Annotated in this window: 24 protein-coding genes; 15 read left to right on the top strand and 9 right to left on the bottom strand. The window is 59.8% G+C overall.

Annotated features, from left to right (window positions below):
* Positions 1–158: 158 nt before the first annotated feature.
* The gene (gene gdhA, locus V9L13_RS16605; RefSeq protein WP_338800045.1) at positions 159–1,496 is read left to right on the top strand and encodes an NADP-specific glutamate dehydrogenase; all 1,338 of its coding nucleotides are present in this window, start codon (positions 159–161) and stop codon (positions 1,494–1,496) included.
* Here gdhA and V9L13_RS16600 read toward each other — a convergent pair.
* From V9L13_RS16600 to V9L13_RS16585, 4 genes are all read right to left on the bottom strand, one after another.
* Positions 1,493–1,987 (bottom strand): GreA/GreB family elongation factor, encoded by a 495-nt coding sequence (locus V9L13_RS16600; RefSeq protein ID WP_226501097.1) that lies wholly within the window; start codon positions 1,985–1,987, stop codon positions 1,493–1,495. The two genes, gdhA and V9L13_RS16600, sit on opposite strands and share 4 nt — an antisense overlap.
* A gap of 70 nt (positions 1,988–2,057) precedes the next feature.
* On the bottom strand, positions 2,058–2,414 hold the full coding sequence (locus V9L13_RS16595; RefSeq protein WP_007963787.1) for a hypothetical protein: 357 nt from the start codon (positions 2,412–2,414) through the stop codon (positions 2,058–2,060).
* A gap of 219 nt (positions 2,415–2,633) precedes the next feature.
* Positions 2,634–4,487: a DUF4105 domain-containing protein gene (locus V9L13_RS16590; RefSeq protein ID WP_338800044.1), complete on the bottom strand. Its 1,854-nt coding sequence runs from the start codon at positions 4,485–4,487 to the stop codon at positions 2,634–2,636.
* Positions 4,488–4,765: 278 nt separating this feature from the next.
* Positions 4,766–5,254: a DUF3015 domain-containing protein gene (locus tag V9L13_RS16585; RefSeq protein ID WP_003228382.1), complete on the bottom strand. Its 489-nt coding sequence runs from the start codon at positions 5,252–5,254 to the stop codon at positions 4,766–4,768.
* A gap of 300 nt (positions 5,255–5,554) precedes the next feature.
* On the opposite strand from V9L13_RS16585, the gene V9L13_RS16580 reads away from it, so the two are divergent.
* Together V9L13_RS16580 and V9L13_RS16575 are read left to right on the top strand one after the other, a co-directional pair.
* Complete coding sequence (locus tag V9L13_RS16580) at positions 5,555–7,993, top strand: ATP-binding protein (RefSeq protein WP_003228380.1); 2,439 nt, start codon at positions 5,555–5,557, stop codon at positions 7,991–7,993.
* Between the two features lie 323 nt (positions 7,994–8,316).
* Positions 8,317–8,646 (top strand): hypothetical protein, encoded by a 330-nt coding sequence (locus V9L13_RS16575; protein ID WP_003228378.1) that lies wholly within the window; start codon positions 8,317–8,319, stop codon positions 8,644–8,646.
* Between the two features lie 6 nt (positions 8,647–8,652).
* Here the strand turns inward: V9L13_RS16575 and V9L13_RS16570 are convergent, their stop codons facing one another.
* Entirely contained in the window at positions 8,653–10,485 is a 1,833-nt protein-coding gene (locus tag V9L13_RS16570; protein WP_338800043.1) for a hypothetical protein, read from the bottom strand.
* A 175-nt stretch (positions 10,486–10,660) separates the two neighbouring features.
* Here V9L13_RS16570 and V9L13_RS16565 point away from each other — a divergent pair, with 175 nt between their 5' ends.
* From V9L13_RS16565 to V9L13_RS16555, 3 genes are all read left to right on the top strand, one after another.
* Positions 10,661–11,149: a TIGR00645 family protein gene (locus V9L13_RS16565; protein ID WP_003228371.1), complete on the top strand. Its 489-nt coding sequence runs from the start codon at positions 10,661–10,663 to the stop codon at positions 11,147–11,149.
* 135 nt (positions 11,150–11,284) lie between these two features.
* Positions 11,285–11,590: a DUF6482 family protein gene (locus V9L13_RS16560; protein WP_338800042.1), complete on the top strand. Its 306-nt coding sequence runs from the start codon at positions 11,285–11,287 to the stop codon at positions 11,588–11,590.
* Positions 11,591–11,711: 121 nt separating this feature from the next.
* Positions 11,712–12,329: an FKBP-type peptidyl-prolyl cis-trans isomerase gene (locus tag V9L13_RS16555; RefSeq protein WP_003228367.1), complete on the top strand. Its 618-nt coding sequence runs from the start codon at positions 11,712–11,714 to the stop codon at positions 12,327–12,329.
* A gap of 131 nt (positions 12,330–12,460) precedes the next feature.
* Here V9L13_RS16555 and V9L13_RS16550 read toward each other — a convergent pair whose 3' ends face one another.
* The 3 genes from V9L13_RS16550 to V9L13_RS16540 form a co-directional block, all read right to left on the bottom strand.
* Positions 12,461–12,718 (bottom strand): hypothetical protein, encoded by a 258-nt coding sequence (locus V9L13_RS16550; protein ID WP_003228365.1) that lies wholly within the window; start codon positions 12,716–12,718, stop codon positions 12,461–12,463.
* 207 nt (positions 12,719–12,925) lie between these two features.
* Positions 12,926–13,267, bottom strand: coding sequence for a zinc ribbon domain-containing protein YjdM (locus tag V9L13_RS16545; protein WP_003228364.1), 342 nt, complete (start codon positions 13,265–13,267; stop codon positions 12,926–12,928).
* Positions 13,268–13,447: 180 nt separating this feature from the next.
* Positions 13,448–14,416, bottom strand: a complete 969-nt coding sequence (locus V9L13_RS16540) for a polyprenyl synthetase family protein (protein ID WP_003228362.1) — start codon at positions 14,414–14,416, stop codon at positions 13,448–13,450.
* A 241-nt stretch (positions 14,417–14,657) separates the two neighbouring features.
* Here V9L13_RS16540 and rplU point away from each other — a divergent pair, with 241 nt between their 5' ends.
* From rplU to V9L13_RS16515, 5 genes are all read left to right on the top strand, one after another.
* Positions 14,658–14,969, top strand: coding sequence for a 50S ribosomal protein L21 (rplU, locus tag V9L13_RS16535; RefSeq protein ID WP_003228361.1), 312 nt, complete (start codon positions 14,658–14,660; stop codon positions 14,967–14,969).
* A gap of 35 nt (positions 14,970–15,004) precedes the next feature.
* The gene (gene rpmA / locus V9L13_RS16530) at positions 15,005–15,262 is read left to right on the top strand and encodes a 50S ribosomal protein L27 (protein WP_003228360.1); all 258 of its coding nucleotides are present in this window, start codon (positions 15,005–15,007) and stop codon (positions 15,260–15,262) included.
* Positions 15,263–15,456: 194 nt separating this feature from the next.
* Positions 15,457–16,680, top strand: coding sequence for an Obg family GTPase CgtA (gene cgtA, locus V9L13_RS16525; RefSeq protein ID WP_003228358.1), 1,224 nt, complete (start codon positions 15,457–15,459; stop codon positions 16,678–16,680).
* Between the two features lie 137 nt (positions 16,681–16,817).
* Positions 16,818–17,936, top strand: coding sequence for a glutamate 5-kinase (gene proB, locus V9L13_RS16520; protein WP_103521657.1), 1,119 nt, complete (start codon positions 16,818–16,820; stop codon positions 17,934–17,936).
* A gap of 11 nt (positions 17,937–17,947) precedes the next feature.
* Entirely contained in the window at positions 17,948–18,415 is a 468-nt protein-coding gene (locus V9L13_RS16515; RefSeq protein ID WP_003228353.1) for a CreA family protein, read from the top strand.
* A 183-nt stretch (positions 18,416–18,598) separates the two neighbouring features.
* Here the strand turns inward: V9L13_RS16515 and rpsT are convergent, their stop codons facing one another.
* Positions 18,599–18,871: a 30S ribosomal protein S20 gene (gene rpsT, locus V9L13_RS16510; protein ID WP_003228351.1), complete on the bottom strand. Its 273-nt coding sequence runs from the start codon at positions 18,869–18,871 to the stop codon at positions 18,599–18,601.
* A 252-nt stretch (positions 18,872–19,123) separates the two neighbouring features.
* Here rpsT and murJ point away from each other — a divergent pair, with 252 nt between their 5' ends.
* The 4 genes from murJ to lspA all read left to right on the top strand — a co-directional run bounded on the left by murJ (position 19,124) and on the right by lspA (position 25,080).
* Positions 19,124–20,662, top strand: a complete 1,539-nt coding sequence (gene murJ / locus V9L13_RS16505) for a murein biosynthesis integral membrane protein MurJ (protein WP_338800041.1) — start codon at positions 19,124–19,126, stop codon at positions 20,660–20,662.
* 129 nt (positions 20,663–20,791) lie between these two features.
* Positions 20,792–21,730: a bifunctional riboflavin kinase/FAD synthetase gene (gene ribF, locus V9L13_RS16500; protein WP_003228347.1), complete on the top strand. Its 939-nt coding sequence runs from the start codon at positions 20,792–20,794 to the stop codon at positions 21,728–21,730.
* 13 nt (positions 21,731–21,743) lie between these two features.
* Entirely contained in the window at positions 21,744–24,575 is a 2,832-nt protein-coding gene (gene ileS / locus V9L13_RS16495) for an isoleucine--tRNA ligase (RefSeq protein WP_338800040.1), read from the top strand.
* A complete protein-coding gene (gene lspA / locus V9L13_RS16490) occupies positions 24,568–25,080 on the top strand; it encodes a signal peptidase II (protein WP_003228341.1) in 513 nt (170 codons plus the stop codon). Before ileS ends, lspA begins: the two co-directional genes overlap by 8 nt.
* Positions 25,081–25,082 lie beyond the last annotated feature (2 nt).

The raw sequence follows: 25,082 nt of genomic DNA, 5'->3' as shown, positions 1-25,082 counted from the left end.
TCCGGTGCAAAACCAGCCCAAAAAAACCACCTGATTTATATCCTGTGCACCATTTAATTTCATAACTGCGACATTTTGCGCTGTTGCTGTGCGCAAATCGTTTGCTACAGTCCGGCTCAATCGCTTCCAACGACAATAAATTTGCCGAGACTTTTCCCATGATCGAATCCGTCGAATCCTTCCTTGCCCGACTGAAAAAACGCGACCCGGATCAACCCGAATTCCACCAGGCTGTCGAAGAAGTCCTGCGCAGTCTGTGGCCGTTTCTCGAAGCCAATCCGCGTTACCTGACCTCAGGCATTCTGGAGCGCATCTGCGAGCCGGAGCGGGCGGTGGTGTTCCGCGTGTCGTGGGTCGACGATCAGGGTAGGGTTCAGGTCAATCGCGGTTTCCGCATCCAGATGAACAGCGCCATCGGCCCGTACAAGGGCGGCTTGCGCTTCCATCCTTCGGTGAACCTGGGCGTGCTGAAGTTTCTCGCCTTCGAACAGACCTTCAAGAACTCCCTGACCTCGTTGCCCATGGGCGGCGGCAAGGGCGGTTCGGACTTCGATCCGAAGGGCAAGAGCGACGCCGAAGTCATGCGTTTCTGCCAGGCGTTCATGAGCGAGTTGTACCGGCACATCGGCGCCGACGTGGACGTGCCGGCCGGTGACATCGGTGTCGGGGCGCGGGAGATCGGTTTCCTGTTCGGCCAGTACAAACGCTTGAGCAACCAGTTCACCAGCGTGTTGACCGGCAAAGGCATGACCTACGGCGGCAGCCTGATTCGCCCGGAAGCCACCGGTTTCGGTTGCGTGTACTTCGCCGAGGAAATGCTCAAGCGCCGCGGGCAGACTGTCGAAGGCAAGCGTGTGGCGATCTCCGGTTCCGGCAACGTCGCCCAGTACGCGGCGCGCAAGGTCATGGACCTCGGTGGCAAGGTGATTTCGCTGTCCGACTCCGAAGGCACGCTGTACTGCGAATCGGGCCTGAGCGAAGAACAGTGGCAGGCACTGCTGGAACTGAAAAACGTCAAACGCGGACGCATCAGCGAACTGGCTACGGCGTTCGGTCTGGAGTTCCGCGCCGGTCAGTTGCCGTGGTCGCTGCCGTGCGACATCGCGCTGCCCTGTGCCACGCAGAACGAACTCGATGCCGAGGCTGCGCGTACGCTGCTGCGCAACGGCTGCGTGTGTGTGGCCGAGGGCGCGAACATGCCGACCACGCTGGAGGCTGTGGATATCTTCATCGAGGCCGGCATTCTGTTCGCCCCGGGCAAGGCGTCGAACGCCGGCGGCGTGGCGGTCAGCGGGCTGGAGATGTCGCAGAACGCCATGCGCCTGCTGTGGACGGCGGGTGAGGTGGACAGCAAGCTGCACGCGATCATGCAGTCGATCCACCACGCCTGCGTGCATTACGGCGAAGAGAACGGACGGATCAACTACGTCAAAGGCGCGAACATCGCCGGCTTCGTCAAAGTCGCGGATGCGATGCTCGCGCAGGGTGTGGTTTAAGCCGGTTCGATGCGAATCACTTCAATCACCTGATCGCCGGCGGGGCGCTGCCACAGCACTTCGTCATTGAGCCGGGCACCGAGCAATGCCCGGCCCAACGGCGAGGCCCAGTTGATCAAGCCCTGACTGGCGTCGGCCTGATCTTCGCCGACCAATTGCACCCGACTTTCGGTGTTGTGTTCGTCGGCGTAGGTCACCCAGCTGCCGATCTGCACCTTGTCGGTGGAGGTCGCAGGGGCGGCGACCTGTGCGCTGGCGAGGCGTTGATTGAAGTAGCGCAGATCCCGTTCCAGATCGGCCAGCCGTTGCTTGTCGGCCTGTTCGCCTTGGGCCGATTGCTCGGCGTGCAGGCTTTGCAGCTCGGCGACTTTGGCCTGTAACTGTGCCAATCCCTGCGGTGTGACGTAATTGGGCTGCGCACTGACCTGCCGTTCGACGGGTTGATCGGCTTGCGCGGCGGCGTTGTCTTCGTTGACGAAAGCGCGGCTCATGGTGTCCTCCTGTTATAGGAATTGGGCCATGGTCGCCGGCATTTGGTTTCACTGGATGTCTGGAAACGACCTATTGCGAGCGATAAGCCCGCCCGGCGTCCTGATCTTTCTGCTGCTGCCAGGCGCGCTCACGTTCGTCCCAGTGCTCGTTGCGATACTCTTCGCGATCCTTGTTTTCCAGCATCGCCTGACATTGGCGAAAGCCGTCGGTCCAGCCTTCGGCGTATTGCTTGTCCTTGAGATAGCGCGGCACGTTCTTGCGAAACTCGCCACTGATCGAACCGGCGGCTTGCCGGCCACTGACGCAGCCATCGTCAAAACCGTCGGCGAAGGCCGGTGGATAACCTTTGGCGATCAAGTCTTCATGGGTGGTCTGGCAACCCCCGAGCAACAGCAAAACCCCCAACAGCCCCGCACACCGCCACATCGCACTCTCCCGCGCCGGTTCTCCGGCTTATGGGGAAAGTCTAGAAGCGGATTCGTCGGACGTTGGTGAAAGGCATGTGAGTAATTCGTTAAACACCGGAGGGCCCTGTGGGAGCGGGCTTGCTCGCGAAAGCGCTGGGTCAGTCGAGATTTGAATCGCCTGACACGACGCCTTCGCGAGCAAGCCCGCTCCCACAGGGGTTATGGATTAGGCTTTAGATCAGTAGTGATACCACTTCACCTCAAGCATGACTTCGGTCTCCGGTGTGGCAACGTGGCTGAACTCACGCTGTGCCGTCAGGCGCAAACCGAGGTTGCGCGACAGTTCCCAATGCTGGTTCAGGCTCAGGCTGCGGCGTACCTCGCCGTTGGTGAAGTAATCGCCCTTGGCCTCGACGCTCAGATTGCCCAACGGGTTTTTCCACAGCACGCCGCTGTTGAAGCCAGCGGCCGGCGTGACGAACCCGGCGAAGTCGTTGTTGTGTTCGATCCGCACCGTACCGAGGGCAAAGCCGAGCGTGTCTTCGCCCAGTTGCCAGGTGCCGCCACCGCCGCCGTTGACGTGGCTGACCAGGTTTTCGTCATCATGCTTGCCGGGTACGCGCTCGAGGCCGCCGGTCACCTGCCACGACAGTGGCTGCAGCAACTCATTGCGCGGGGTCAGCGAGCGGATGGTTGCGAGATCCAGTTGCTGGAACTGCCATTGATTACCTTCGTATTGACGCAGCTTCATCTGCAGGATTTCGATCTGCGCGCCGAGGGGGAAGCTTTCGGCGTTGTCGTTGAGATCGTGATAGGCCATGCGCAAGCCGTACTCGCCGAAGGCACGATCGCCCCGGGTGCCGATGCCGGCCTGCCAGGTGCGCGATTCATGGCCGTCTTCGGGCAGGCCCGGTTGTGGAATCTGCAAGTCCGGCGCCGGGTTCTTGTTGATTGCCCGCAGCAGTTCGAAGCTGCGCTGCGCCCGTTGCGGATCACGTTCCTGACCGTTGGCGCGGTAGCGTTCCAGACGATACGCGGCGTCGATGATCAGCGCCTGGCGATCCCGGGGCAGGGCCTTGAAGGTCGGCTCCTGTAACACCTGTTGATCGGCGCTGACTTTCAGCACCCATTGCTGTTCTTCCTTGCTCAACGGCTCGGCGCGGCTGAGCAGTTCACGCTCGCGTGACGGGCGATATTCGATACTTTCCACCAGCCCGGCCTCTTTCACCGCTTTGACCGTGTCGGTAGGGATGGCGGTCAGCGGGAATTGCTCGGTCAGGCGCAGGCTTGGGCGCGCCACCTGCAGCAGTTCGAGCAGGCGATAGGAGCAGTTTTCGTCGAAGAAGAAATAGTCGAACTGGATCTGCTTCAGCTCCCACACGTGCTCGACCATGCGTGCGGTTTCTTCTTGCGTCAGGTTCAGCCGGTATTCCCACAGGTCGCGGTTTTCCAGGCTGCGGTACTCGGAGAGTTTTTCCTGATACGGCACCAGCGCGAACAGCCCCGGGTAGCCGCCCATCAAGCCTTTCCAGGCGTAGAGAATGCTGTTGTCCGAGCCTTCGATATAGGCGCCGAAGTTGATCGCGTAACTCAGCAGCGAAGTCTTGTCGGCCTGCACGTCGGCCTGGTCGATGCGCAGCAGGGTGTGGCCAAACATCGACGATGGGCTGTTGAGATACGCCGCCGGGAAGATCATCACCGCACTGTGCGGCGAGACGTCCTTGAACCATTTCTTGAATTCGGCGCAATCGGGGGCGGGCAGGTCGGTGAGGTTGAGTTGTGCTTTCAACCAGCGAGTGCGGGCCGGGTAGACGCATTGGGCATGTTGCTCGCCGAGACTGGCCGGGGCGTATAGCGCCTGCACGGTAGCGGCCAGTTCATGGTCGGGGTGTTCGTTGCCATCGGGCGCGAGAAAGAACTTCTTGTCGCTGACATAGCTGCGCCAGCCGCCGAGCTTGGCGGTTTCGTAGTGACCGAGGGAAATCCAGAAGCGGTCGTTGGCCAGTTGCTGCAAACGTTGAGGGTCGACGTGAGGCGCGGCGGACAGCGGGGCGCAGACACAGAGCGCCAGCCAGGCAAGGCGTTTGAGCATAGGTGGCAACTTAAGTCGAAAGAAAATAAAACCCGATTCGGGCTGCGATCACTCCCCTGTGGCGAGGGGATTTAGCGAAACGTCGCACCGTCCCGATGGGCTGCGAAGCGGCCCCAGAACCTACATCCCAAATGCATCGGATACACCGCATGCACAGGTTTCACGACTGCTTCGCAGCCGATCGGGGATAAATCCCCTCACTACAGGTTCAGCGTCACATTCGAGTGATTGCATTCAAAACAAAACCCGCTTCCCGAAAGAAGCGGGTGGGGTCGAGCTTAAGCTTGAGTCGCGTACTTGGCCAGACGAGGGTCGTTTTTCAGTACGGCCAGAGTGTTGGTATGCACGTCTTCTGCGGTCACGTCAGCTTTGCTGAAGATCTGCTGGAAGTGCTCGTGAGTGACAGCCGCGAAGTGCGCACGGTCTTCCGGCGCCACGCCCAGTACCACGGCGTAGGTCGTCAGCGCTTCGCCGTTGCCCTTGGCCATGTCTTCGGACAGCTCGTTCATCATGCCATTCATGGCGAACCAGGATTTACCGCCGTAGGTCAGCGACGCGTTGGTCGAGCAACCGTTGGTGCCGGAAGTCATACCGAACGTAGCGTTACCGGAGGTGCCGTTGGTGGTGGATGCCAGGAAGTGTGCCGGGGTGCCACGCTGACCTTCGAACAGCATGTTGCCCCAACCGCAATCCGGACCGCCTGGCGCCTGAGCCATGGCGTTGAGGGAAACAACTGTGAAGAGAGTACCGAGAAGAATCCGTTTCATAGCTTTGTTCTCTTTGTGTGCATACCAATGGACAGGGTTCTGGCCCCCCAAGTGCTGCCTAGACAGACCCTTTTGAAGCCAGTGGGCCGGTTATTGTTCCAGCCGCGCAGTTTGGAGTTTAGGCACGTTCCTGTGGTTCCGTGATTTTTTGCTGATTATTCGTTGATGTCCCCGGTTTCACGGGGCCGGCTGCGGACCAGGGCGCTTGTCTATGCTTTGTCGTGTGGCGCGCCTTGCCAGTGGGGTACGGGCAGCGCCAGAATGCCGCTATCTGCCCCGCCTGATTGTTAAGGAAGCCCGATGCCTGATCCTGTTGCTGCCAGCTTGCGTCTAGCGCCCGAAGCGCTGACCCGTCCGTTTTCCGCTGAACAGTTCAGCTTCACTACCACCAATGATCTGGAGCCCTTTCGCGGTGTGCTTGGCCAGGAACGTGCGGTCGAAGCCTTGCAGTTCGGTGTGGCCATGCCACGCCCCGGTTACAACGTCTTTGTCATGGGCGAACCCGGCACCGGCCGCTTCTCGTTCGTCAAACGCTACCTGAAGGCCGAAGGCAAACGCCTGCAGACCCCGGCGGACTGGGTCTACGTCAACAATTTCGATGAGCCGCGTGAACCTCGCGCACTGGAATTGCCTTCGGGCACCGCCAGCGCATTCATCGGCGACATCAACGGTCTGATCGACAACCTGCTGGCGACTTTCCCGGCGGTGTTCGAACACCCGTCCTACCAGCAAAAGAAAAGCGCCATCGACCGCGCCTTCAACCAGCGCTACGACAAGGCGCTGGACGTCATCGAGCGTCTGGCCCTGGAAAAAGACGTCGCCCTGTATCGCGACAGCAGCAACATCGCGTTCACCCCGATGCTTGAAGGCAAGGCGCTGGACGAGGCCGAGTTTTCGCAACTGCCGGAAGCCGAGCGCGAGCGCTTTCACGAGGACATTTCCGGCCTCGAAGAACGCCTGAACGAAGAACTCGCGAGCCTGCCGCAATGGAAGCGCGAGTCGAACAATCAGCTGCGTCAGCTCAATGAAGAAACCATCACCCTGGCCTTGCAGCCGTTGCTCTCGCCGTTGTCCGAGAAGTACGCGGAGAACGCCGCGGTCTGCGGTTACCTGCAAGCGATGCAGGTGTATCTGCTGAAAACCGTGGTCGAGCAACTGGTCGACGACAGCAAGACCGACGCGGTGGCGCGCAAGCTGCTGGAGGAGCAATACGCGCCGAGCCTGGTGGTGGGCCATCCGCACAGTGGGGGTGCGCCGGTGGTGTTCGAGCCGCATCCGACCTACGAAAACCTGTTCGGCCGTATCGAATACACCACCGATCAGGGCGCGCTTTACACCACTTATCGTCAGTTGCGCCCGGGTGCGCTGCATCGCGCCAACGGCGGCTTCCTGATCCTGGAAGCGGAAAAAATGCTCAGCGAGCCGTTCGTGTGGGATGCGCTGAAACGCGCCCTGCAATCGCGCAAGTTGAAAATGGAATCGCCGCTGGGCGAGATGGGCCGTTTCGCCACTGTGACCCTCAATCCGCAGCACATTCCGTTGCAGGTCAAAGTGGTGATCATCGGTGCGCGCCAGTTGTATTACACGCTGCAGGATCTGGATCCGGACTTCCAGGAGATGTTCCGGGTGCTGGTCGACTTCGACGAAGACATCCCGATGGTCGACGAAAGCCTGGAGCAATTCGCCCAGTTGCTGAAAACCCGTACCTCGGAAGAAGGCATGGCGCCGCTGACCGCCGATGCGGTCGCGCGTCTGGCGACCTACAGCGCACGGCTGGCGGAGCATCAGGGGCGTTTGTCAGCGCGTATCGGCGACCTGTTCCAACTGGTCAGCGAAGCGGATTTCATCCGCCATCTGGCCGGCGATGAAATGACCGACGCCGGCCACATCGAGCGTGCGCTGAAAGCCAAGGCAACCCGCACCGGTCGTGTCTCGGCACGGATTCTCGACGACATGCTCGCCGGTATCATCCTGATTGACACTGATGGCGCGGCGGTCGGCAAGTGCAACGGGCTGACCGTGCTGGAAGTCGGTGATTCGGCGTTCGGTGTGCCAGCGCGGATTTCCGCCACGGTGTATCCGGGCGGCAGCGGCATCGTCGACATCGAGCGTGAGGTCAATCTCGGCCAGCCGATTCACTCCAAGGGCGTGATGATCCTCACCGGGTATCTGGGCAGTCGTTACGCTCAGGAATTCCCGTTGGCGATTTCCGCAAGCATCGCGCTGGAGCAATCCTACGGTTATGTCGATGGCGACAGCGCGTCGCTGGGCGAGGCTTGCACGCTGATTTCAGCGTTGTCGAAAACTCCGCTCAAGCAGTGTTTTGCGATCACCGGTTCGATCAACCAGTTCGGCGAAGTCCAGGCGGTCGGCGGGGTCAACGAGAAGATCGAGGGCTTCTTCCGGCTCTGCGAGGCACGCGGGCTGACGGGCGAGCAGGGCGCGATCATTCCGCAGGCCAACGTAGCCACCCTGATGCTCGACGAGAAGGTGCTGGCGGCGGTGCGCGCCGGGCAGTTCCACGTGTACGCGGTGCGTCAGGCTGACGAAGCGCTGAGCCTGTTGGTCGGCGAGCCGGCCGGTGAGCCGGATGCCGAAGGCCAGTTCCCGGAGGGCAGCGTCAACGCCCGCGTGGTCGAGCGTCTGCGGGTGATTGCCGAAATGATCAGCGAAGATGACCTGAAAGAGGCCGAGAAGGAACTGGCGCAGGAGGCGTTGGCAGAGGCCAAACCAGCCTGAACGCTGACCTGGTAAACATTGTGGGAGGGGGCTTGCTCCCGAAGGCGGTGTATCAATCAACTAATGTGTCGATTGATACACCGCCTTCGGGAGCAAGCCCCTCCCACAGTTGTTTTCAAATTGGATTTTGCGGTGATCATCGGGAAAAGTGCCACTACTCTGGCGTCAGAATTCACACAATGACCATTCGGCGCCTTCTGGTTCTATCCGGCTTGCTGGGCGGACTTTTCTTCTATTCTCAGCTCAAGGACATCGACAGTATCACTGGATCGAAACAGCCTTCGCGTGAAGGCTGAATACAGGCTTTACCGAGGGTCGCCGCCATGTCGCGCAACCTCTGCCTCACCCGTCAATGCCTGGGTCTTGTGACCCGCATCGAATGCGTCATCAAGCCGTTGGCCGGCGATACCGGCATGTGGACGCTGCTCTTCGCTGCCGGCATGGCCGGCGAACAACCTTCCGCCATCAAGGCCCAGGGTCCGTTTCACGGGCCGGTCGCCGCCGAGTCGATTCTCGACACCATTGTTGAAAGCCTGACGATGCACGGCTACGAACTGGCCGACGATCCGCAGATCTGGAGCCTGCACCTGCAAGCACAGCTGCGCCAGATCAACGGTGGGCGTGGGCGTACGGTCGGCGTGTTCGACCATTAGGCGCCATCATGGCGCAGTATCGGGCAACTGCGCCTTGTCGAGCTTGACCTCAAAGCCGTATTGCACGGTATTGAGTTCGGTTCGCTGATAGGTCTCCACGTGCGTTGGACGGCCATAGAAGTAATGCACGCCGAACAGCGCCGGACCTTGTGCGCTCGCGTCGTGACTGACCGACAGAATCTGTTTCAGGTAGTTGCCACTGTCATCTTTGACGAAGAATCGCCAGGCGTTGGCCGGGAACAGTTTCAGGTCCACCACCAACATGTTGTTCTTGATCTCCAGGCCTTTGGGCAAGGACTTGGCGTCGTAGGTTTTTTTGTCCACGCTGGCGAGAAACAATGGCATCGAGCCCACGGCAATCGCCGGGGTTTCCGGAAACAGATTCAAATCGTAAGTGATGGTCGCTTGCAGCGGATCGACCTGGTACGCCTCGGGCGGCAGTTCGATCGGTTCATCGAGTTTGCCGCTGCGTTTCTCGGTGAAGAACGTCACCGGGCTGTCGCCCGGGCTGAAGTCATCGCCGAGCAATTCATCGTTGAAGGTGCGTCGGTGGGAGAACTCGATGCGTGCAGCGCTCGGGTCTTCCGTGGACTGATGGATGCGGATGCCGGCCTTCAGCGCTTCCTCGGTGAGGCTCGCGCCCTTGAGCCAGTTCGGCGCCAGATCGTCATACACCACCACCCCCGGGTCCAGCGGCTGGATGGCCTTTTCCGTGGTGTGCTGACTGAAGGTGCGCACCGGTAGATCCAGGGCTTTGCGAGTCACGGTCGCCGATGAGAAGTCGAGCACGCTGATTTCCAGAGTGTCGATAGGGCCGTTGAAGTAGATCTTGTTGTAACGCCGTGGGTGTTGCTGCTCGAAGGCATGCTGTTCGTTCTCGAGCTGTTTTTCCAGACCTTCGCTCCAGGTTTTCTGTTGTTGCAGGTACGCCAGTTGTTTTTCGTAGAAGGCAACCTGTGCCGGACTTTCATTGATTGAGCCGGCGCGCTCCAGGTATTGCCCGCTGGTGTCGCGAGCCTGAACGATCACTGGATTGAGCTGTGCCCCCTCAACCTCGGGAGCCAGTGGCAGGCTGTTGCTGACTTCGATTTCGGCGTAGTTCTTTTCCAGCTTCAGCAGGGTGACGCTGAGGTTGTCGTCGGTGCGGGTCTGGCCGACATCCTTCTGGTTCAGGTTGAAGCTGAACAAGCGTCGCGGCGCAATCACTTCCACTTTGCCTTGCAGGCTCACCGGCTGCGGCTGGCTCTTCCTGTCCACGTCCAGACCCTCGATGAACGGGTAGGTCACGGTCAGGTCTTCGGGGTTGGTGACGTTGGAGCTGGACGGGCTCAGTTGAATGCCTGGATCGGTTTCCGACCACTCCTGCTGATAGGCAATCACGCGTTTGTTGCTCAGCGTGACTGACTGCCATTCCACACCATGCGGGAACAGGAAGCCGCCGGGAATGTTCAGGTTGAAGGGGAACACCGGTTGCAGGTCGGTGAGGTAGTCGGAGCTGGCATCCTTGTGCAGCACGAACAGGCCATTGATGAAGGTATCGACCAGCGCCTGCGGTGAAGGGTAATGCTTGAGGACGCCGAGAATGTCTTCGCCGTACACGGTTTTCAGCGGTGCGCTGTCAAGTTTGAGCTGCGCGCGTTCGAGCAGCAGCAACGATCCGCCGAGCTCGGTCACGGCCTCCTTGAGCTTCGGGTCGGCGATGGCGTCCAGTGAATGTTCGAACGTTGCCGTCTTTGCTTCGAGGCTGACCGATGGTTTTTTCTCATCACCCGGAGAGCAGCCTCCCAGCAGCAGAGCGAGGCAAATCCCGGCAGTCTTAAACGGCAATCGCACATCCATTTCCAGTCGTCCTGTCCACTTTCGCTAGGTGTTCAATGATTTGGACAGTAGCAGAAAAAAAAATCACATACACACGCAGGTGGCGGTGATTGGAGGTGCGAGCCGGGCGGTTTCTGGCTGTCACAGGGGGCTGGTATACTCGCCTCCGATTACAACCCCCCTTGTGTGAGATTCAATGGAACGCTTTTTCGAAAACGCAATGTACGCCTCGCGCTGGCTGCTGGCGCCGATCTATTTCGGCCTGTCCCTCGGGCTGCTGGCGCTGGCACTGAAATTTTTCCAGGAAGTCTTCCACGTCATCCCCAACGTGTTCTCGATGGCCGAATCGGATCTGATCCTGGTGCTGCTGTCGCTGATCGACATGGCGCTGGTTGGCGGCCTGCTGGTGATGGTGATGATTTCCGGCTATGAAAACTTCGTCTCGCAGCTGGACATCGACGACAACAAGGAAAAGCTCAACTGGCTGGGCACCATGGACTCTTCGTCGCTGAAGATGAAAGTGGCGGCATCGATCGTGGCGATTTCTTCGATCCATCTGCTGCGCATCTTCATGGACGCCAAGAACGTCGATCCCGAGCACCTGATGTGGTACGTGATCATCCACATGACCTTCGTGATCTCGGCGTTCGCCATGGGTTACCTGGACAAGGTCACCAAGCACTGATCATTGATTGATCGCTGCAAAAACACCGCCCGTCTGTTGCGAAACAGACGGGCGGTGTCGTTTGTGGCTTGTGCTTTGGTGCGTCCGGGCATATCCCTGTAGAGGTCTTGGCTCGCCACCGTGTGAGGTGCGTTCATGAACCTGCAAGAGTTGAATGCGTTTGCCATCGCCAGGAAGGTCGATGAGCTGAACCTGATCTCCATGGAGGGCGGGCTTTATCTGCTCGAGGCGCGGATGCATGGGGCGGCGTATCCGCTGAGTGATCCCAAGGGCAACATGCTGATGCTGCGTTCGGTGGAGCATGCGCGGGATTTGCTGCATAACTTTCCGGTGCTGCCGTTCAACCTTGTGCACACCTCGGTGCACGACGAAATGTGCGGCCTGGGCGTCAGTGCCGATGAAAGCCTGAAAGTGCCGCTGGCCTGGCGCTCGGCCCTATAGGCGTTGCGCGCCATCGCTGGGCATCTGTGCTAGTCTGCTCGCCCTTTTGGTTCCGGGCGCGCCGGGACGCGCTGTGCACGCACGGCAAGTCTGATGGCCGTCCGCACAGCGGAGCAGTGTCATGTCCGAAGTAAATCTGTCCACCGACGAAACTCGCGTCAGCTACGGCATCGGCCGTCAGCTGGGTGACCAGCTGCGCGACAACCCGCCACCGGGTGTCAGCCTGGACGCCATCCTGGCCGGTCTGACCGACGCATTCGCCGGCAAGCCAAGCCGTGTCGATCAGGAAGCCATGTCCGCCAGCTTCAAGGTGATCCGCGAGATCATGCAAGCCGAAGCCGCCGCCAAAGCTGAAGCCGCTGCCGGCGAAGGCCGTGCTTTCCTGGCTGAAAACGCCAAGAAAGAAGGCATCACCACGCTGGCCTCCGGTCTGCAATTCGAAGTGCTGACCCAGGGTGAAGGCGCCAAGCCATCCCGTGAAGACACCGTGCGTACTCACTACCACGGCATGCTGATCGACGGCACCGTGTTTGACAGCTCCTACGATCGTGGCCAGCCAGCAGAATTCCCGGTTGGCGGCGTGATCGCTGGCTGGACCGAAGCTCTGCAACTGATGAATGCCGGCAGCAAATGGCGCCTGTACGTGCCGAGCGAACTGGCTTACGGCGCTCAAGGCGTTGGCAGCATCCCGCCGCACAGCGTTCTGGTATTCGACGTCGAGCTGCTGGACGTTCTGTAAGACCTGGCCTGTCTACAAGGCGGGCTAATGTAGGAGTGAGCCTGCTCGCGATGGCGTCTGTTCAGTCGACTACTCAGTTGCCTGATATCCCGCTATCGCGAGCAGGCTCACTCCTACAGTTTTTTGGGGCTTCATATTTCGATCTTGTGATGCAGCTCATTGGTCGGGCGCAACGCCCGGGCATAGCAGAACAGGAACAGATTGCGCACCAGTTCCTTGAGCACCAGCGGTTCGCTGGAATTCAAGCTGCTGACGTCCAGGTCACCCTGATCCTGCAGCTCATGCAGGGCTTCTTCTTCCAGTACCGCACAAACTTCTCCGGTTTCCCGATGCAGGATCCTGAGGTATGGGTGTGGGCGATCCAGCCAGGCGTCGATCAAATAAGTCATGGGTCTCATCTCCTTGAAAGGTTTCAATGAGAATAATTCTTATTCGTCAAATAGCAAGTGCCTATTGGCGGAATGCGATTTTTTCCGGGTAAAGATTGCGTAAGGTCAAAACGCCTGGCGTCTGGCTATCACGCGAGAATGCAGGAGGGGAAAGCGGGGAGGGCGATTCACCATCCCGCGGCGGGCGCGGGATGGCTGGCAGCAGGCTCAGACTTTTCTGACGAACTCGGACTTGAGCTTCATCGGGCCGATGCCGTCGATCTTGCAATCGATGTCATGGTCGCCATCGCACAGGCGGATGTTCTTGACCTTGGTGCCGACCTTGACCACCAGCGAAGTGCCTTTGACCTTGAGATCCTTGATCACGGTGATGGTGTCGCCGTCCTGCAGCACGTTGCCCACCGAATCTTTCTTCACGGCATCATCGGACGCCACTTCGGCTTCGCCATTGGCCGACCACTCGTGGGCGCACTCGGGGCAGATCAGTTGGGCACCGTCTTCGTAGGTGTATTCGGAATTGCATTTCGGGCAGGGTGGCAATGTGCTCACTAAGGCTCCTTGATAGGGGATCGCTAAAAGTCGCACATTGTATAGGGTTTTACGCGCAGGAGGGCATAGCGCAGAAACAACTGTGGGAGCGGGCTTGCTCGCGAATGCGGTGTGTCATCAAACATTAATGTTGAATGACAGGTTGCTTTCGCGAGCGAGCCCGCTCCCACAGAAGGCAGATCAGTGCGTGCGGGCGACCGCAAACTCGCTCAGCTCTACCAGTGCATCGCGGTATTCGCTGGCTGGCAGCGCGTCGAGGCATTTGATCGCACGGGCCACGTAGTCGCGGGCCAGTTGCGCGGTGTACTCCAGCGAACCCGAGGCTTCCACGGCGATGCGGATGCTTTCGAGGTCTTCGATTCCGCCTTTCTGGATTGCCTGGCGCACCAGTGCAGCCTGCTCAGGTGTGCCTTCACGCATGGTGTAGATCAGCGGCAGGGTCGGCTTGCCTTCGGCCAGATCGTCACCGACGTTCTTGCCCAGGGTCTCGGCGTCGCCCTTGTAGTCCAGCAGATCGTCGACCAGCTGGAACGCCACGCCCAAGTGATCACCGAAGGTGCGCAGGGCTTCGCTCTGCTCGGCGGTGGCACCGGCCAGTGCGGCGGCGCTGTGGGTCGAGGCTTCGAAGAGCATCGCGGTCTTGCCGCGGATGACTTCCATGTAGGTTTCTTCGGTGGTGCTGGCGTCGCGTACCTTGGACAGCTGCAATACTTCGCCTTCGGCGATGATGCGCGTGGCCTGGGACAGGATCTTCATCACCGGCATCGAACCCAGCTCGACCATCATTTCGAACGAGCGCGAGTAAAGGAAGTCGCCGACCAGCACGCTTGGGGCGTTGCCCCACATGGCGTTGGCGGTCGAGCGGCCACGGCGCATGCCGGACATGTCGACCACGTCGTCATGCAGCAGGGTCGCGGTGTGCAGAAATTCGATGGTGGCGGCCAGCAGACGCATGTCGTCGCCTTCGCGACCCAGGGCCTTGCCACACAGCAGCACCAGTAACGGACGCAGGCGTTTGCCGCCGGCCGAGGTGATGTAATCGCCGATTTTCGATACCAGCGGCACTCGGGAAGTCAGCTGCTTCTTGATGATGCCGTCGACGGCGTTAAAATCGTCCGCCACCGCGCGGTAGAAAGCTTGGGGTTGCATCAGCGACAGTTGCTCCAGAAGGGTTGCGCGGCATGCTAGGACCCACACCGGGGCCTGTCAAGGCGCGATGGACGGCCACTTGCGTGACTCTCGCGGCTTGCGTACAATCGCGCACCCTGAACTTCCTGGGCAGCACCTGCCTTACGCAATTGCACTTGGGCCGTTCCAGCCCCATGCAGCCATGCCAGCCAATACCTCTTCTTATAAAGAGCTGGGTGAGCAGGATTATCGGAGAAATACCATGTACGCAGTAATCGTTACCGGCGGTAAGCAATACAAGGTCGCTGAAGGTGAATACCTGAAGATCGAAAAACTGGAAGTCGCTACTGGCGAATCCGTGACTTTTGACCGCGTTCTGCTGGTCGCCAATGGCGACGACGTGAACATCGGCGCACCTGTTGTTGCTGGCGCAACCGTCAAGGCTGAAGTGATCTCCCAAGGTCGTCACGATAAAGTCCGCATCATCAAGTTCCGTCGCCGTAAGCACCACATGAAGCGTATGGGCCACCGCCAGTGGTTCACCGAGATCAAAATCACCGGTATTCAGGCTTAATTACAGCCTAATTCCTCACTAGGAGAATTGAACTCATGGCACACAAAAAAGCTGGTGGTAGTACCCGTAACGGTCGCGACTCAGAAGCCAAACGCCTTGGCGTGAAGATGTATGGCGGCCAGGTCATCAAGGCCGGCAACATCATCGTGCGTCAGCGCGGCACCCAATTCCACGCTGGCTACGGCGTTGGCATGGGTAAAGATCACACCCTCTTCGCGAAAATCGAAGGCGTGATCAAGTTTGAAGTAAAAGGCGCCTTCGGTCGTCGTTACGTGAGCGTTGTCGCGGCTTAATCGCGAGATCGCTGGAAGAGCCCTGTCTTGCGACGGGGCTTTTTCGTTTGTGGGGTGAGTCTCTTGCAAAACTGTTTGTATGGGCTGTCGGCGTGCGATGCAGGTCGTGGTTTGGGGTCGCTGCGCTCATTTTTGCAAGAGTCTTATGTCTTGATTGTTTTTCGGCTCGTCCGTATGGCGAGAGGCGTTGAGTTATGAAGTTTGTAGACGAAGTATCGATCCGCGTAAAAGCTGGTGACGGCGGCAATGGCTGCATGAGTTTCCGTCGGGAAAAATTCATTGAAAACGGCGGCCCGAACGGCGGTGATGGCGGTGACGGCGGTTCCATCTACATGATGGCCGACGAAAACCTCAACACCCTGGTCGACTACCGTTACACCCGGCACTTCGATGCCGAACGTGGCTCCAACGGCGGCAGCACCGATTGCACCGGCAAGAAGGGTGAAGACCTGATCCTGCGCGTGCCGGTCGGTACCACCGTGATCGACTCGGCCACCCAGGAAGTGATTGGTGACCTGACCAAGGCCGGCCAGAAACTGATGGTGGTGCAGGGCGGTTGGCACGGTCTGGGTAACACCCGTTTCAAATCCAGTACCAACCGTGCGCCGCGCCAGACCACTCCGGGTAAGCCGGGTGAGCAGCGCGACCTGAAACTGGAAATGAAAGTGCTGGCTGACGTCGGCCTGCTGGGCTTGCCGAATGCCGGTAAAAGTACCTTTATCCGTTCGGTGTCGGCGGCCAAGCCGAAAGTCGCCGACTACCCGTTCACCACGCTGGTGCCGAACCTGGGTGTGGTCAGCGTTGATCGCTGGAAAAGCTTCGTCATCGCCGACATTCCGGGGCTGATCGAAGGTGCTTCCGACGGTGCCGGCCTGGGCATTCGCTTCCTCAAGCATTTGGCGCGTACGCGTCTGTTGCTGCACCTCGTCGACATGGCGCCGCTGGATGACACCAGTGCACCGGATGCGGCTGAAGTGATCGTCAACGAACTGGTCAAATTCAGTCCGTCGCTGGCCGAGCGTGATCGCTGGCTGGTGCTGAACAAGTGTGACCAGATCCTTGAAGAAGAGCACGAAGAGCGCGTCAAGGAAATCGTTGATCGCCTGCAGTGGGAAGGTCCGGTCTACGTGATCTCGGCCATCGCCAAAGAAGGCACCGAGCGCCTGACGCGCGACATCATGCGTTATCTGGAAGATCGTGCCGATCGTCTGGCCAACGACCCTGCGTACAAGGAAGAACTGGCTGATCTCGATCAGCGCATCGAAGACGAAGCCCGTGCGCAGTTGCAGGCGCTGGATGACAAGCGTGCCCTGCGTCGCAGCGGCGTGAAGTCGGTCCATGACATCGGTGACGATGACTGGGACGAAGAAGATGTGGATGATGAAGACGGTCCGGAAATCATTTACGTGCGCGACTGATTCGTTGCAGTAAACTTAAGCGCCGCTCAATCGAGCGGCGTTTTAGTATCTGGAAATCGATCGTTGGTCACCAATAGCCACGATTAACGTCACGGGCAGCGCTGGGTCGCGCGGCCCTCAAGCTAAGGTTGAAGATGATGCGGAGCAAAGTGACAGGTGCGCAGCGTTGGGTCGTGAAGATCGGCAGCGCTTTGCTGACGGCGGACGGCAAGGGGCTGGATCGCAAGGCAATGGGTGTCTGGGTCGAACAGATGGTTGCCCTGCATGAGGCGGGTGTCGAGCTGGTGCTGGTGTCCTCCGGCGCAGTGGCTGCCGGCATGAGCCGCCTGGGCTGGACCTCGCGACCCAGTGCGATGCACGAGCTCCAGGCCGCTGCTGCAATCGGCCAGATGGGCTTGGTGCAGGCCTGGGAATCGAGCTTCGCCGAGCATGGCCGGCACACCGCGCAGATTCTCCTGACTCACGACGACCTGTCCGACCGCAAGCGCTACCTGAACGCCCGCAGCACCTTGCGCGCGCTGGTCGAGCTGAAAGTCATCCCGGTGATCAACGAAAACGACACGGTGGTCACCGACGAAATCCGTTTCGGCGACAACGATACGCTGGCGGCGCTGGTGGCCAACCTGGTCGAGGCCGATCTGCTGGTGATCCTCACTGATCGCGATGGCATGTTCGACGCCGATCCGCGCAACAACCCCGATGCGCAACTGATTTACGAAGCGCGCGCCGATGATCCGACGCTTGATGCGGTGGCGGGCGGTACTGGTGGCGCGCTGGGACGTGGCGGCATGCAGACCAAGCTGCGTGCGGCGCGTCTGGCGGCGCGCTCCGGGGCGCACACGATCATCGTCGGTGGGCGTCTGGAGCGAGTGCTCGATCGCCTGAAGGCTGGCGAGCGCATCGGTACGCTGCTGTCGCCTGAGCGCGGCATGCTGGCGGCGCGCAAGCAGTGGCTGGCCGGGCATTTGCAGACTCGTGGCACGCTGGTGCTGGACGAAGGTGCGGTGTCGGCCTTGTCGCAGGGTAACAAGAGTCTGCTGCCGGTCGGCGTGAAACTGGTTCAGGGCAGTTTCCGTCGCGGCGAGATGGTGGTTTGCGTGGCGCCGGACGGTCGTGAGATTGCCCGTGGTTTGGCCAACTATAGTGCTCTAGAGGCGCAAAAAATCATTGGTCAGTCGTCGGACGCGATTGTCGGCGTGCTGGGCTACATGGCTGAGCCGGAGCTGGTTCACCGTGACAACCTGATTCTGGTCTGAGGAAAAGCGCGATGCGTATGGCAAAAGGATTGTTGGGGTTGCTGATGGCGTTGCCACTGCTGGCCTCGGCCGAGGAAATCGGTCAGGTGTCGACGGTATTCAAGTTTGTCGGTCCGAATGACCGGATTGTGGTCGAGGCTTTCGATGATCCGAAAGTCGATGGCGTGACCTGCTACCTGTCCCGCGCCAAGACGGGTGGGGTAAAGGGTGGTTTGGGTCTGGCCGAGGATCGTGCCGAGGCGTCGATCGCCTGTCGTCAGGTTGGCCCGATCAAGTTCAAGGGTGAGCTGAAGGATGGTGACGAGGTGTTCAAGGAGCGCACGTCGCTGGTGTTCAAGACCATGCAGGTGGTGCGTTTCCTCGACAAGAAGCGCAATACGCTGGTGTATCTGGTCTACAGCGATCGTGTGATCGAAGGTAGCCCGCAAAATGCGGTGACGGCGATTCCGATCGTGCCGTGGGTTCCCGTTCAGCAATAACACCGCAAATCCACAATGTGGGAGCGGGCTTGCTCGCGAAGAGGTCGTGTCAGTCGCTAGAGATGTCAGCTGACAGATTGCATTCGCGAGCAAGCCCGCTCCCACTTTTTTATGTGCGGGATTCACCAAATCGCAGGCAATAAAAAACCGACCCTAAGGTCGGTTTTTTAATGACTACGTCGATTAAGCAGCTTCTTTCAGTGCCTTGACGTGGCCATTCAGACGGCTCTTATGGCGAGCAGCCTTGTTCTTGTGGATGATGCCTTTATCGGCCATACGGTCGATAACTGGCACAGCCAGAACGTATGCAGCTTGAGCTTTTTCAGCGTCTTTTGCGTCGATGGCTTTAACTACATTCTTGATGTAGGTACGAACCATGGAACGCAGGCTGGCGTTGTGGCTGCGACGCTTCTCAGCCTGTTTTGCACGTTTTTTGGCGGAAGGTGAGTTGGCCACCGTCGAGCTCCTCGAAAGACTTTTTAGGAAATAGCAAACAAAATAGGCCGCGAATCATGCCGATGAGTTGAAGTCTTGTCAAGGGCGCTTGAAACGTTCCGCTAAGTGGTAGGTGTAAAGAGGCGGGATATTTATTTCCGGCGCTTGACCTGTAAACTCGCGAGCTTTGGCTCTGTGCTGTTGCGGCGCGGAGTATCGCACAAGTGGGCGCATTGTTCGCCTGCTGTTTATCGACAGGCACTAATTCCCTCAATGAATCTGCTCAAATCGTTGGCCGCTGTCAGCTCTATCACGATGCTTTCCCGGATTCTGGGGTTCGTCCGTGACACGCTCATCGCTCGCACATTCGGCGCCGGAATGGCGACGGACGCCTTCTTCATCGCCTTCAAATTGCCCAACCTGCTGCGGCGAATCTTCGCCGAGGGGGCGTTCTCGCAGGCTTTCGTGCCGATTCTGGCGGAATACAAGAGTCAGAAAGGCGAAGAGGCGACCCGCACCTTCATTGCTTATGTCTCGGGCCTGCTGACCCTGGTGCTGGCGCTGGTCACAGCGCTGGGCATGATCGCCGCGCCGTGGGTGATCTGGGCCACGGCGCCGGGGTTTGCCGATACGCCAGAAAAATTCCAGCTCACCTCCGATCTGCTGCGGGTGACGTTCCCTTATATATTGCTGATCTCCCTGTCCTCGCTGGCCGGGGCAATCCTCAATACCTGGAACCGCTTTTCGGTGCCGGCCTTCGTGCCGACCCTGCTCAACGTCAGCATGATCGTGTTTTCGCTGTTCCTGACGCCGTATTTCGATCCGCCGGTGATGGCCCTGGGCTGGGCGGTGCTGGTGGGTGGTCTGGCGCAGTTGCTCTATCAACTGCCGCACCTGAAAAAAATCGGCATGCTGGTGCTGCCGCGCCTGAATCTGCGTGATACCGGTGTCTGGCGGGTGATGAAGCAGATGCTGCCGGCGATCATCGGTGTCTCGGTCAGCCAGATTTCGCTGATCATCAACACCATTTTCGCCTCGTTCCTGGTGGCCGGTTCGGTGTCGTGGATGTATTACGCCGACCGATTGATGGAATTGCCGTCCGGCGTGCTCGGCGTAGCGTTGGGCACCATTTTGCTGCCGACGCTGGCCAAGACCTATGCGAGCAAGGATCGTCACGAATACTCGCGGATCCTCGACTGGGGCCTGCGCCTGTGCTTTGTGCTGGTGCTGCCGTGTGCGCTGGCGCTGGGGATTCTTGCCGAGCCACTGACCGTGTCGCTGTTCCAGTACGGTCAATTCAGCGCGTTTGACGCGTCCATGACCCAGCGTGCGCTGATTGCTTATTCTGTCGGCCTGCTCGGGATTATTGTGATCAAAGTGCTGGCGCCGGGCTTTTACGCGCAACAGAACATCCGCACACCGGTAAAAATCGCAATCTTCACCCTGATCGTCACTCAACTGTTCAACCTGGTGTTGATCGGCCCGCTGGCTCACGCCGGTCTGGCGCTGGCGATCAGTGCCGGTGCCTGCCTCAATGCCGGGCTGCTGTTCTATCAACTGCGCAAGCAAAAGATGTATCAGCCGCAACCGGGCTGGTACCTGTTCGGCTTCAAACTGGTGGTGGCGGTGGCGGTGATGTCGGCGGTGTTGCTGCTCGGTATGCATTTCATGCCGGCCTGGGATCAGGGGCACATGCTGGAGCGCTTCCTGCGACTGGGTGCATTGGTGGTTGCCGGTGTGGTGGCGTATTTCGGTATGTTGCTGCTGCTCGGTTTCCGCCTGCGTGACTTCAATCGCAAGGCTTTGAGCTGAGGTTTCAGCCTTTATAAACGGGCGCGGGCCGGCAGTTTTGTCGGCTCGATCACTTTGCGTTACGGTGTTGCCTGTCGTCGACCGTCGGGTGTGGTTATAATCGACCACTTTATGAGCAAGAAGCGCGTTATGCAGCTGGTTCGAGGCCTCCACAACTTGCGCCCCCAGCATCGGGGCTGCGTCGCCACTATTGGCAACTTTGACGGTGTTCACCGTGGTCACCAGGCTATCCTGGCCCGTCTGCGTGAGCGTGCGCTGGAGTTGGGCGTACCCAGCTGCGTGGTGATTTTCGAGCCGCAGCCACGGGAATTCTTTGCCCCGGAGACTGCGCCGGCCCGTCTGGCCCGCTTGCGTGACAAGCTGCAACTGCTGGCCGCCGAAGGTGTTGATCGGGTTCTGTGCCTGGCGTTCAACCAGCGCCTGAGCAAGCTCAGCGCCAGTGAATTCGTCGATACCATCCTGGTGGACGGTCTCGGCGTGCAGCATCTGGAGGTCGGTGACGATTTCCGCTTCGGCTGCGACCGCCTCGGCGATTTCGATTTCCTGCTGCAGGCCGGGCAGGTTCACGGTTTTACCGTGGAAGCCGCGCAAACCGTCGAGTTGGACGGCATTCGCGTCAGCAGCACCCAAGTGCGCAACGCGTTGGCCGCCGCCGATTTTGCCTTGGCCGAGCGCTTGCTTGGCCGCCCGTACCGGATCGCCGGTCGCGTGCTGCACGGTCAGAAACTGGCCCGGCAACTGGGTACGCCCACTGCCAATATTCAACTCAAGCGTCGTCGCGTGCCATTCACCGGGGTTTATCTGGTGGATGTGGACATCGACGGCAAGACCTGGCCCGGCGTCGCCAATATCGGCGTGCGGCCTACGGTCCAAGGTGATGGCAAAGCCCACCTTGAAGTTCATCTACTGGATTTTGCCGGCGATCTGTATGACCGGCGTCTGACGGTGGTTTTCCACCAAAAGCTGCGTGAAGAGCAGCGTTTTGCCTCTCTGGAGGCACTGAAAACGGCGATCAACGCGGATGTCGCCGCCGCCCGTGCACTAGCCGCACCTAGCGCCCATCGCTAATGAAGAGCCTTAAATGACCGACTATAAAGCCACGCTAAACCTTCCGGACACCGCCTTCCCAATGAAGGCCGGCCTGCCACAGCGCGAACCGCAGATCCTGCAGCGCTGGGACAGTATTGGCCTGTACGGAAAGTTGCGCGAGATTGGCAAGGATCGTCCGAAGTTCGTCCTGCACGACGGCCCTCCGTACGCCAACGGCACGATCCACATCGGTCATGCGCTGAACAAGATTCTCAAGGACATGATCATCCGCTCGAAAACCCTGTCGGGTTTCGACGCGCCGTATGTTCCGGGTTGGGACTGCCACGGCCTGCCGATCGAGCACAAGGTTGAAGTGACCCACGGCAAGAACCTGGGCGCGGACAAGACCCGCGAGCTGTGCCGTGCCTACGCCACCGAGCAGATCGAAGGGCAGAAGACCGAGTTCATCCGCCTCGGCGTGCTGGGCGACTTCGCCAACCCGTACAAGACCATGGACTTCAAGAACGAGGCCGGCGAAATCCGCGCCCTCGCCGAAATCGTGAAGGGCGGTTTCGTGTTCAAGGGCCTCAAGCCGGTGAACTGGTGCTTCGATTGCGGCTCGGCCCTGGCCGAAGCCGAAGTCGAGTACGAGAACAAGAAGTCCTCGACCATCGATGTGGCCTTCCCGATCGCCGACGAAGCCAAACTGGCTGCCGCGTTCGGTCTGCCGTCGCTGAGCAAGCCTGCCTCGATCGTGATCTGGACCACCACCCCGTGGACCATCCCGGCCAACCAGGCACTGAACGTGCACCCGGAATTCAACTACGCCCTGGTCGATATCGGCGACAAGCTGCTGGTCCTGGCTGAAGAGCTGGTTGAATCCTGCCTGTCGCGTTATGGCGTTGAAGGCACCGTACTGGCCACCACGCCGGGTTCGGCGCTGGAACTGATCAACTTCCGTCACCCGTTCTACGACCGTCTGTCGCCGGTGTACCTGGCCGACTACGTTGAACTGGGCGCCGGTACCGGTGTGGTTCACTCCGCCCCGGCCTACGGCGTGGACGACTTCGTGACCTGCAAGAAATACGGCATGGTCAACGACGAGATCCTCAACCCGGTGCAAAGCAACGGCGTGTACGTACCGTCGCTGGAGTTCTTCGGCGGCCAGTTCATCTGGAAGGCCAACCCGGCCATCGTCGAAAAACTGACCGAAGTCGGTGCGCTGATGCACACCACCGTCATCGAACACAGCTACATGCACTGCTGGCGCCACAAGACCCCGCTGATCTACCGCGCCACCGCGCAGTGGTTCATCGGCATGGACAAAGAGCCGGTCAGCGGCGACACCCTGCGCGTGCGCTCGCTCAAAGCTATCGAAGAGACCAAGTTCGTTCCGGCCTGGGGCCAGGCGCGCCTGCACTCGATGATCGCCAACCGTCCGGACTGGTGCATCTCCCGTCAGCGTAACTGGGGCGTGCCGATCCCGTTCTTCCTCAACAAGGAAAGCGGCGAGTTGCACCCACGCACCGTCGAACTGATGGAAGAAGTCGCCAAGCGCGTTGAAGTCGAAGGCATCGAAGCCTGGTTCAAACTCGACGCCGCCGAACTGCTGGGCGACGAAGCGCCGCTGTACGACAAGATCAGCGACACCCTCGACGTCTGGTTCGACTCGGGCACCACTCACTGGCACGTATTGCGTGGTTCGCACCCGATGGGCCACGAGACCGGCCCACGCGCCGACCTGTACCTGGAAGGTTCCGACCAGCACCGCGGCTGGTTCCACTCGTCGCTGTTGACCGGTTGCGCCATCGACAACCACGCGCCGTACCGCGAACTGCTGACCCACGGCTTCACCGTCGACGAGTCCGGCCGCAAGATGTCCAAGTCGCTGGGCAACGTGATTGCGCCGCAGAAAGTCAACGACACCCTGGGCGCCGACATCATGCGTCTGTGGGTCGCGTCGACCGACTACTCCGGCGAAATGGCCGTGTCCGAGCAGATCCTGCAACGCAGCGCGGACGCCTATCGTCGCATCCGTAACACCGCGCGTTTCCTGCTTTCCAACCTGACCGGTTTCAACCCGGCCACCGACCTGCTGCCGGCTGAAGACATGCTCGCACTGGATCGCTGGGCCGTGGATCGCACCCTGCTGCTGCAACGCGAGCTGCAGGAGCACTACGGCGAATACCGTTTCTGGAACGTCTACTCGAAGATCCACAACTTCTGCGTGCAGGAGCTGGGTGGTTTCTACCTCGACATCATCAAGGATCGCCAGTACACCACTGGCGCCGACAGCAAGGCCCGTCGCTCGTGCCAGACCGCGCTGTTCCACATCTCCGAAGCGCTGGTGCGCTGGATCGCACCGATCCTCGCGTTTACTGCCGACGAGCTGTGGCAATACCTGCCGGGCGAGCGCAACGAATCCGTCATGCTCAACACCTGGTACGAAGGTCTGACCGAGCTGCCGGAAGGCTTCGAGCTGGGTCGCGCCTACTGGGATCGCATCATGGAAGTGAAGGTGGCGGTCAACAAAGAGATGGAAATCCAGCGCGCGGCCAAAGCCGTCGGTGGCAACCTGCAAGCCGAAGTGACGCTGTTCGCCGAAGACGCGCTGAGCGCCGACCTGGCCAAGCTGAGCAACGAGCTGCGCTTTGTCCTGATCACCTCGACTGCCAGCGTGGCGCCTTTTGTTCAGGCACCTGCGGACGCGGTAGCCACCGAAGTCAGCGGCCTGAAACTGAAGATCGTCAAATCGGCCTTCCCGAAGTGCGCTCGTTGCTGGCACTGCCGTGAAGACGTCGGCGTGAACCCGGAGCATCCGGAAATCTGCGGTCGTTGCGTCGACAACATCAGCGGCGCCGGCGAGGTTCGTCACTATGCCTAACGCCGTTGGCCGTTTCGGACGGTTGAGCTGGCTCTGGTTGAGTTTGCTGGTTCTGGTCATCGACCAGGCCAGCAAGTTCTACTTCGAAAACAAGCTCGAAATGTTCCAGCAGATCGTGATCATTCCCGATTACTTCAGCTGGACGCTGGCCTACAACACCGGCGCTGCCTTCAGCTTCCTGGCTGACAGCTCCGGCTGGCAGCGCTGGCTGTTCGCCCTGATCGCGATTGTGGTCAGTGCGGTGCTGGTGGTCTGGCTCAAACGCCTGGGCCGCAACGAAACCTGGCTGGCCGTCGCTTTGGCGCTGGTGCTGGGCGGCGCGCTGGGCAATCTGTATGACCGCATCGCCCTGGGCCATGTGATCGACTTCATTCTGGTGCACTGGCAGAACCGCTGGTACTTCCCGGCGTTCAACTTCGCCGACAGCGCCATCACCGTCGGTGCGGTGATGCTGGCACTGGACATGTTCAAAAGTAAGAAAACCGGAGAAGCCGTTCATGACTGAAC

This window comes from Pseudomonas sp. RSB 5.4 (genome assembly GCF_037126175.1).
Lineage (GTDB): Bacteria > Pseudomonadota > Gammaproteobacteria > Pseudomonadales > Pseudomonadaceae > Aquipseudomonas > Aquipseudomonas fluorescens_H.
The sequence above is the reverse complement of the archived record's forward strand: the minus strand, read 5'-3'. Positions and strand labels throughout refer to the sequence as shown.

Bases quoted from the DNA above. Each gene is read 5' to 3' on its own strand.
- V9L13_RS16565 (WP_003228371.1), top strand. From the start codon at position 10,661: ATGGAACGCTTTTTCGAAAACGCAATGTACGCCTCGCGCTGGCTGCTG.
- ribF (WP_003228347.1), top strand. From the start codon at position 20,792: ATGCAGCTGGTTCGAGGCCTCCACAACTTGCGCCCCCAGCATCGGGGC.
- gdhA (WP_338800045.1), top strand. From the start codon at position 159: ATGATCGAATCCGTCGAATCCTTCCTTGCCCGACTGAAAAAACGCGAC.
- proB (WP_103521657.1), top strand. From the start codon at position 16,818: ATGCGGAGCAAAGTGACAGGTGCGCAGCGTTGGGTCGTGAAGATCGGC.
- V9L13_RS16540 (WP_003228362.1), bottom strand. From the start codon at position 14,416: ATGCAACCCCAAGCTTTCTACCGCGCGGTGGCGGACGATTTTAACGCC.
- murJ (WP_338800041.1), top strand. From the start codon at position 19,124: ATGAATCTGCTCAAATCGTTGGCCGCTGTCAGCTCTATCACGATGCTT.
- V9L13_RS16550 (WP_003228365.1), bottom strand. From the start codon at position 12,718: ATGACTTATTTGATCGACGCCTGGCTGGATCGCCCACACCCATACCTC.
- V9L13_RS16555 (WP_003228367.1), top strand. From the start codon at position 11,712: ATGTCCGAAGTAAATCTGTCCACCGACGAAACTCGCGTCAGCTACGGC.
- rpmA (WP_003228360.1), top strand. From the start codon at position 15,005: ATGGCACACAAAAAAGCTGGTGGTAGTACCCGTAACGGTCGCGACTCA.
- V9L13_RS16590 (WP_338800044.1), bottom strand. From the start codon at position 4,487: ATGCTCAAACGCCTTGCCTGGCTGGCGCTCTGTGTCTGCGCCCCGCTG.
- ileS (WP_338800040.1), top strand. From the start codon at position 21,744: ATGACCGACTATAAAGCCACGCTAAACCTTCCGGACACCGCCTTCCCA.
- cgtA (WP_003228358.1), top strand. From the start codon at position 15,457: ATGAAGTTTGTAGACGAAGTATCGATCCGCGTAAAAGCTGGTGACGGC.
- V9L13_RS16560 (WP_338800042.1), top strand. From the start codon at position 11,285: ATGAACCTGCAAGAGTTGAATGCGTTTGCCATCGCCAGGAAGGTCGAT.
- V9L13_RS16515 (WP_003228353.1), top strand. From the start codon at position 17,948: ATGCGTATGGCAAAAGGATTGTTGGGGTTGCTGATGGCGTTGCCACTG.
- V9L13_RS16595 (WP_007963787.1), bottom strand. From the start codon at position 2,414: ATGTGGCGGTGTGCGGGGCTGTTGGGGGTTTTGCTGTTGCTCGGGGGT.
- lspA (WP_003228341.1), top strand. From the start codon at position 24,568: ATGCCTAACGCCGTTGGCCGTTTCGGACGGTTGAGCTGGCTCTGGTTG.
- V9L13_RS16585 (WP_003228382.1), bottom strand. From the start codon at position 5,254: ATGAAACGGATTCTTCTCGGTACTCTCTTCACAGTTGTTTCCCTCAAC.
- V9L13_RS16600 (WP_226501097.1), bottom strand. From the start codon at position 1,987: ATGAGCCGCGCTTTCGTCAACGAAGACAACGCCGCCGCGCAAGCCGAT.
- V9L13_RS16570 (WP_338800043.1), bottom strand. From the start codon at position 10,485: ATGGATGTGCGATTGCCGTTTAAGACTGCCGGGATTTGCCTCGCTCTG.
- rplU (WP_003228361.1), top strand. From the start codon at position 14,658: ATGTACGCAGTAATCGTTACCGGCGGTAAGCAATACAAGGTCGCTGAA.
- V9L13_RS16575 (WP_003228378.1), top strand. From the start codon at position 8,317: ATGTCGCGCAACCTCTGCCTCACCCGTCAATGCCTGGGTCTTGTGACC.
- V9L13_RS16580 (WP_003228380.1), top strand. From the start codon at position 5,555: ATGCCTGATCCTGTTGCTGCCAGCTTGCGTCTAGCGCCCGAAGCGCTG.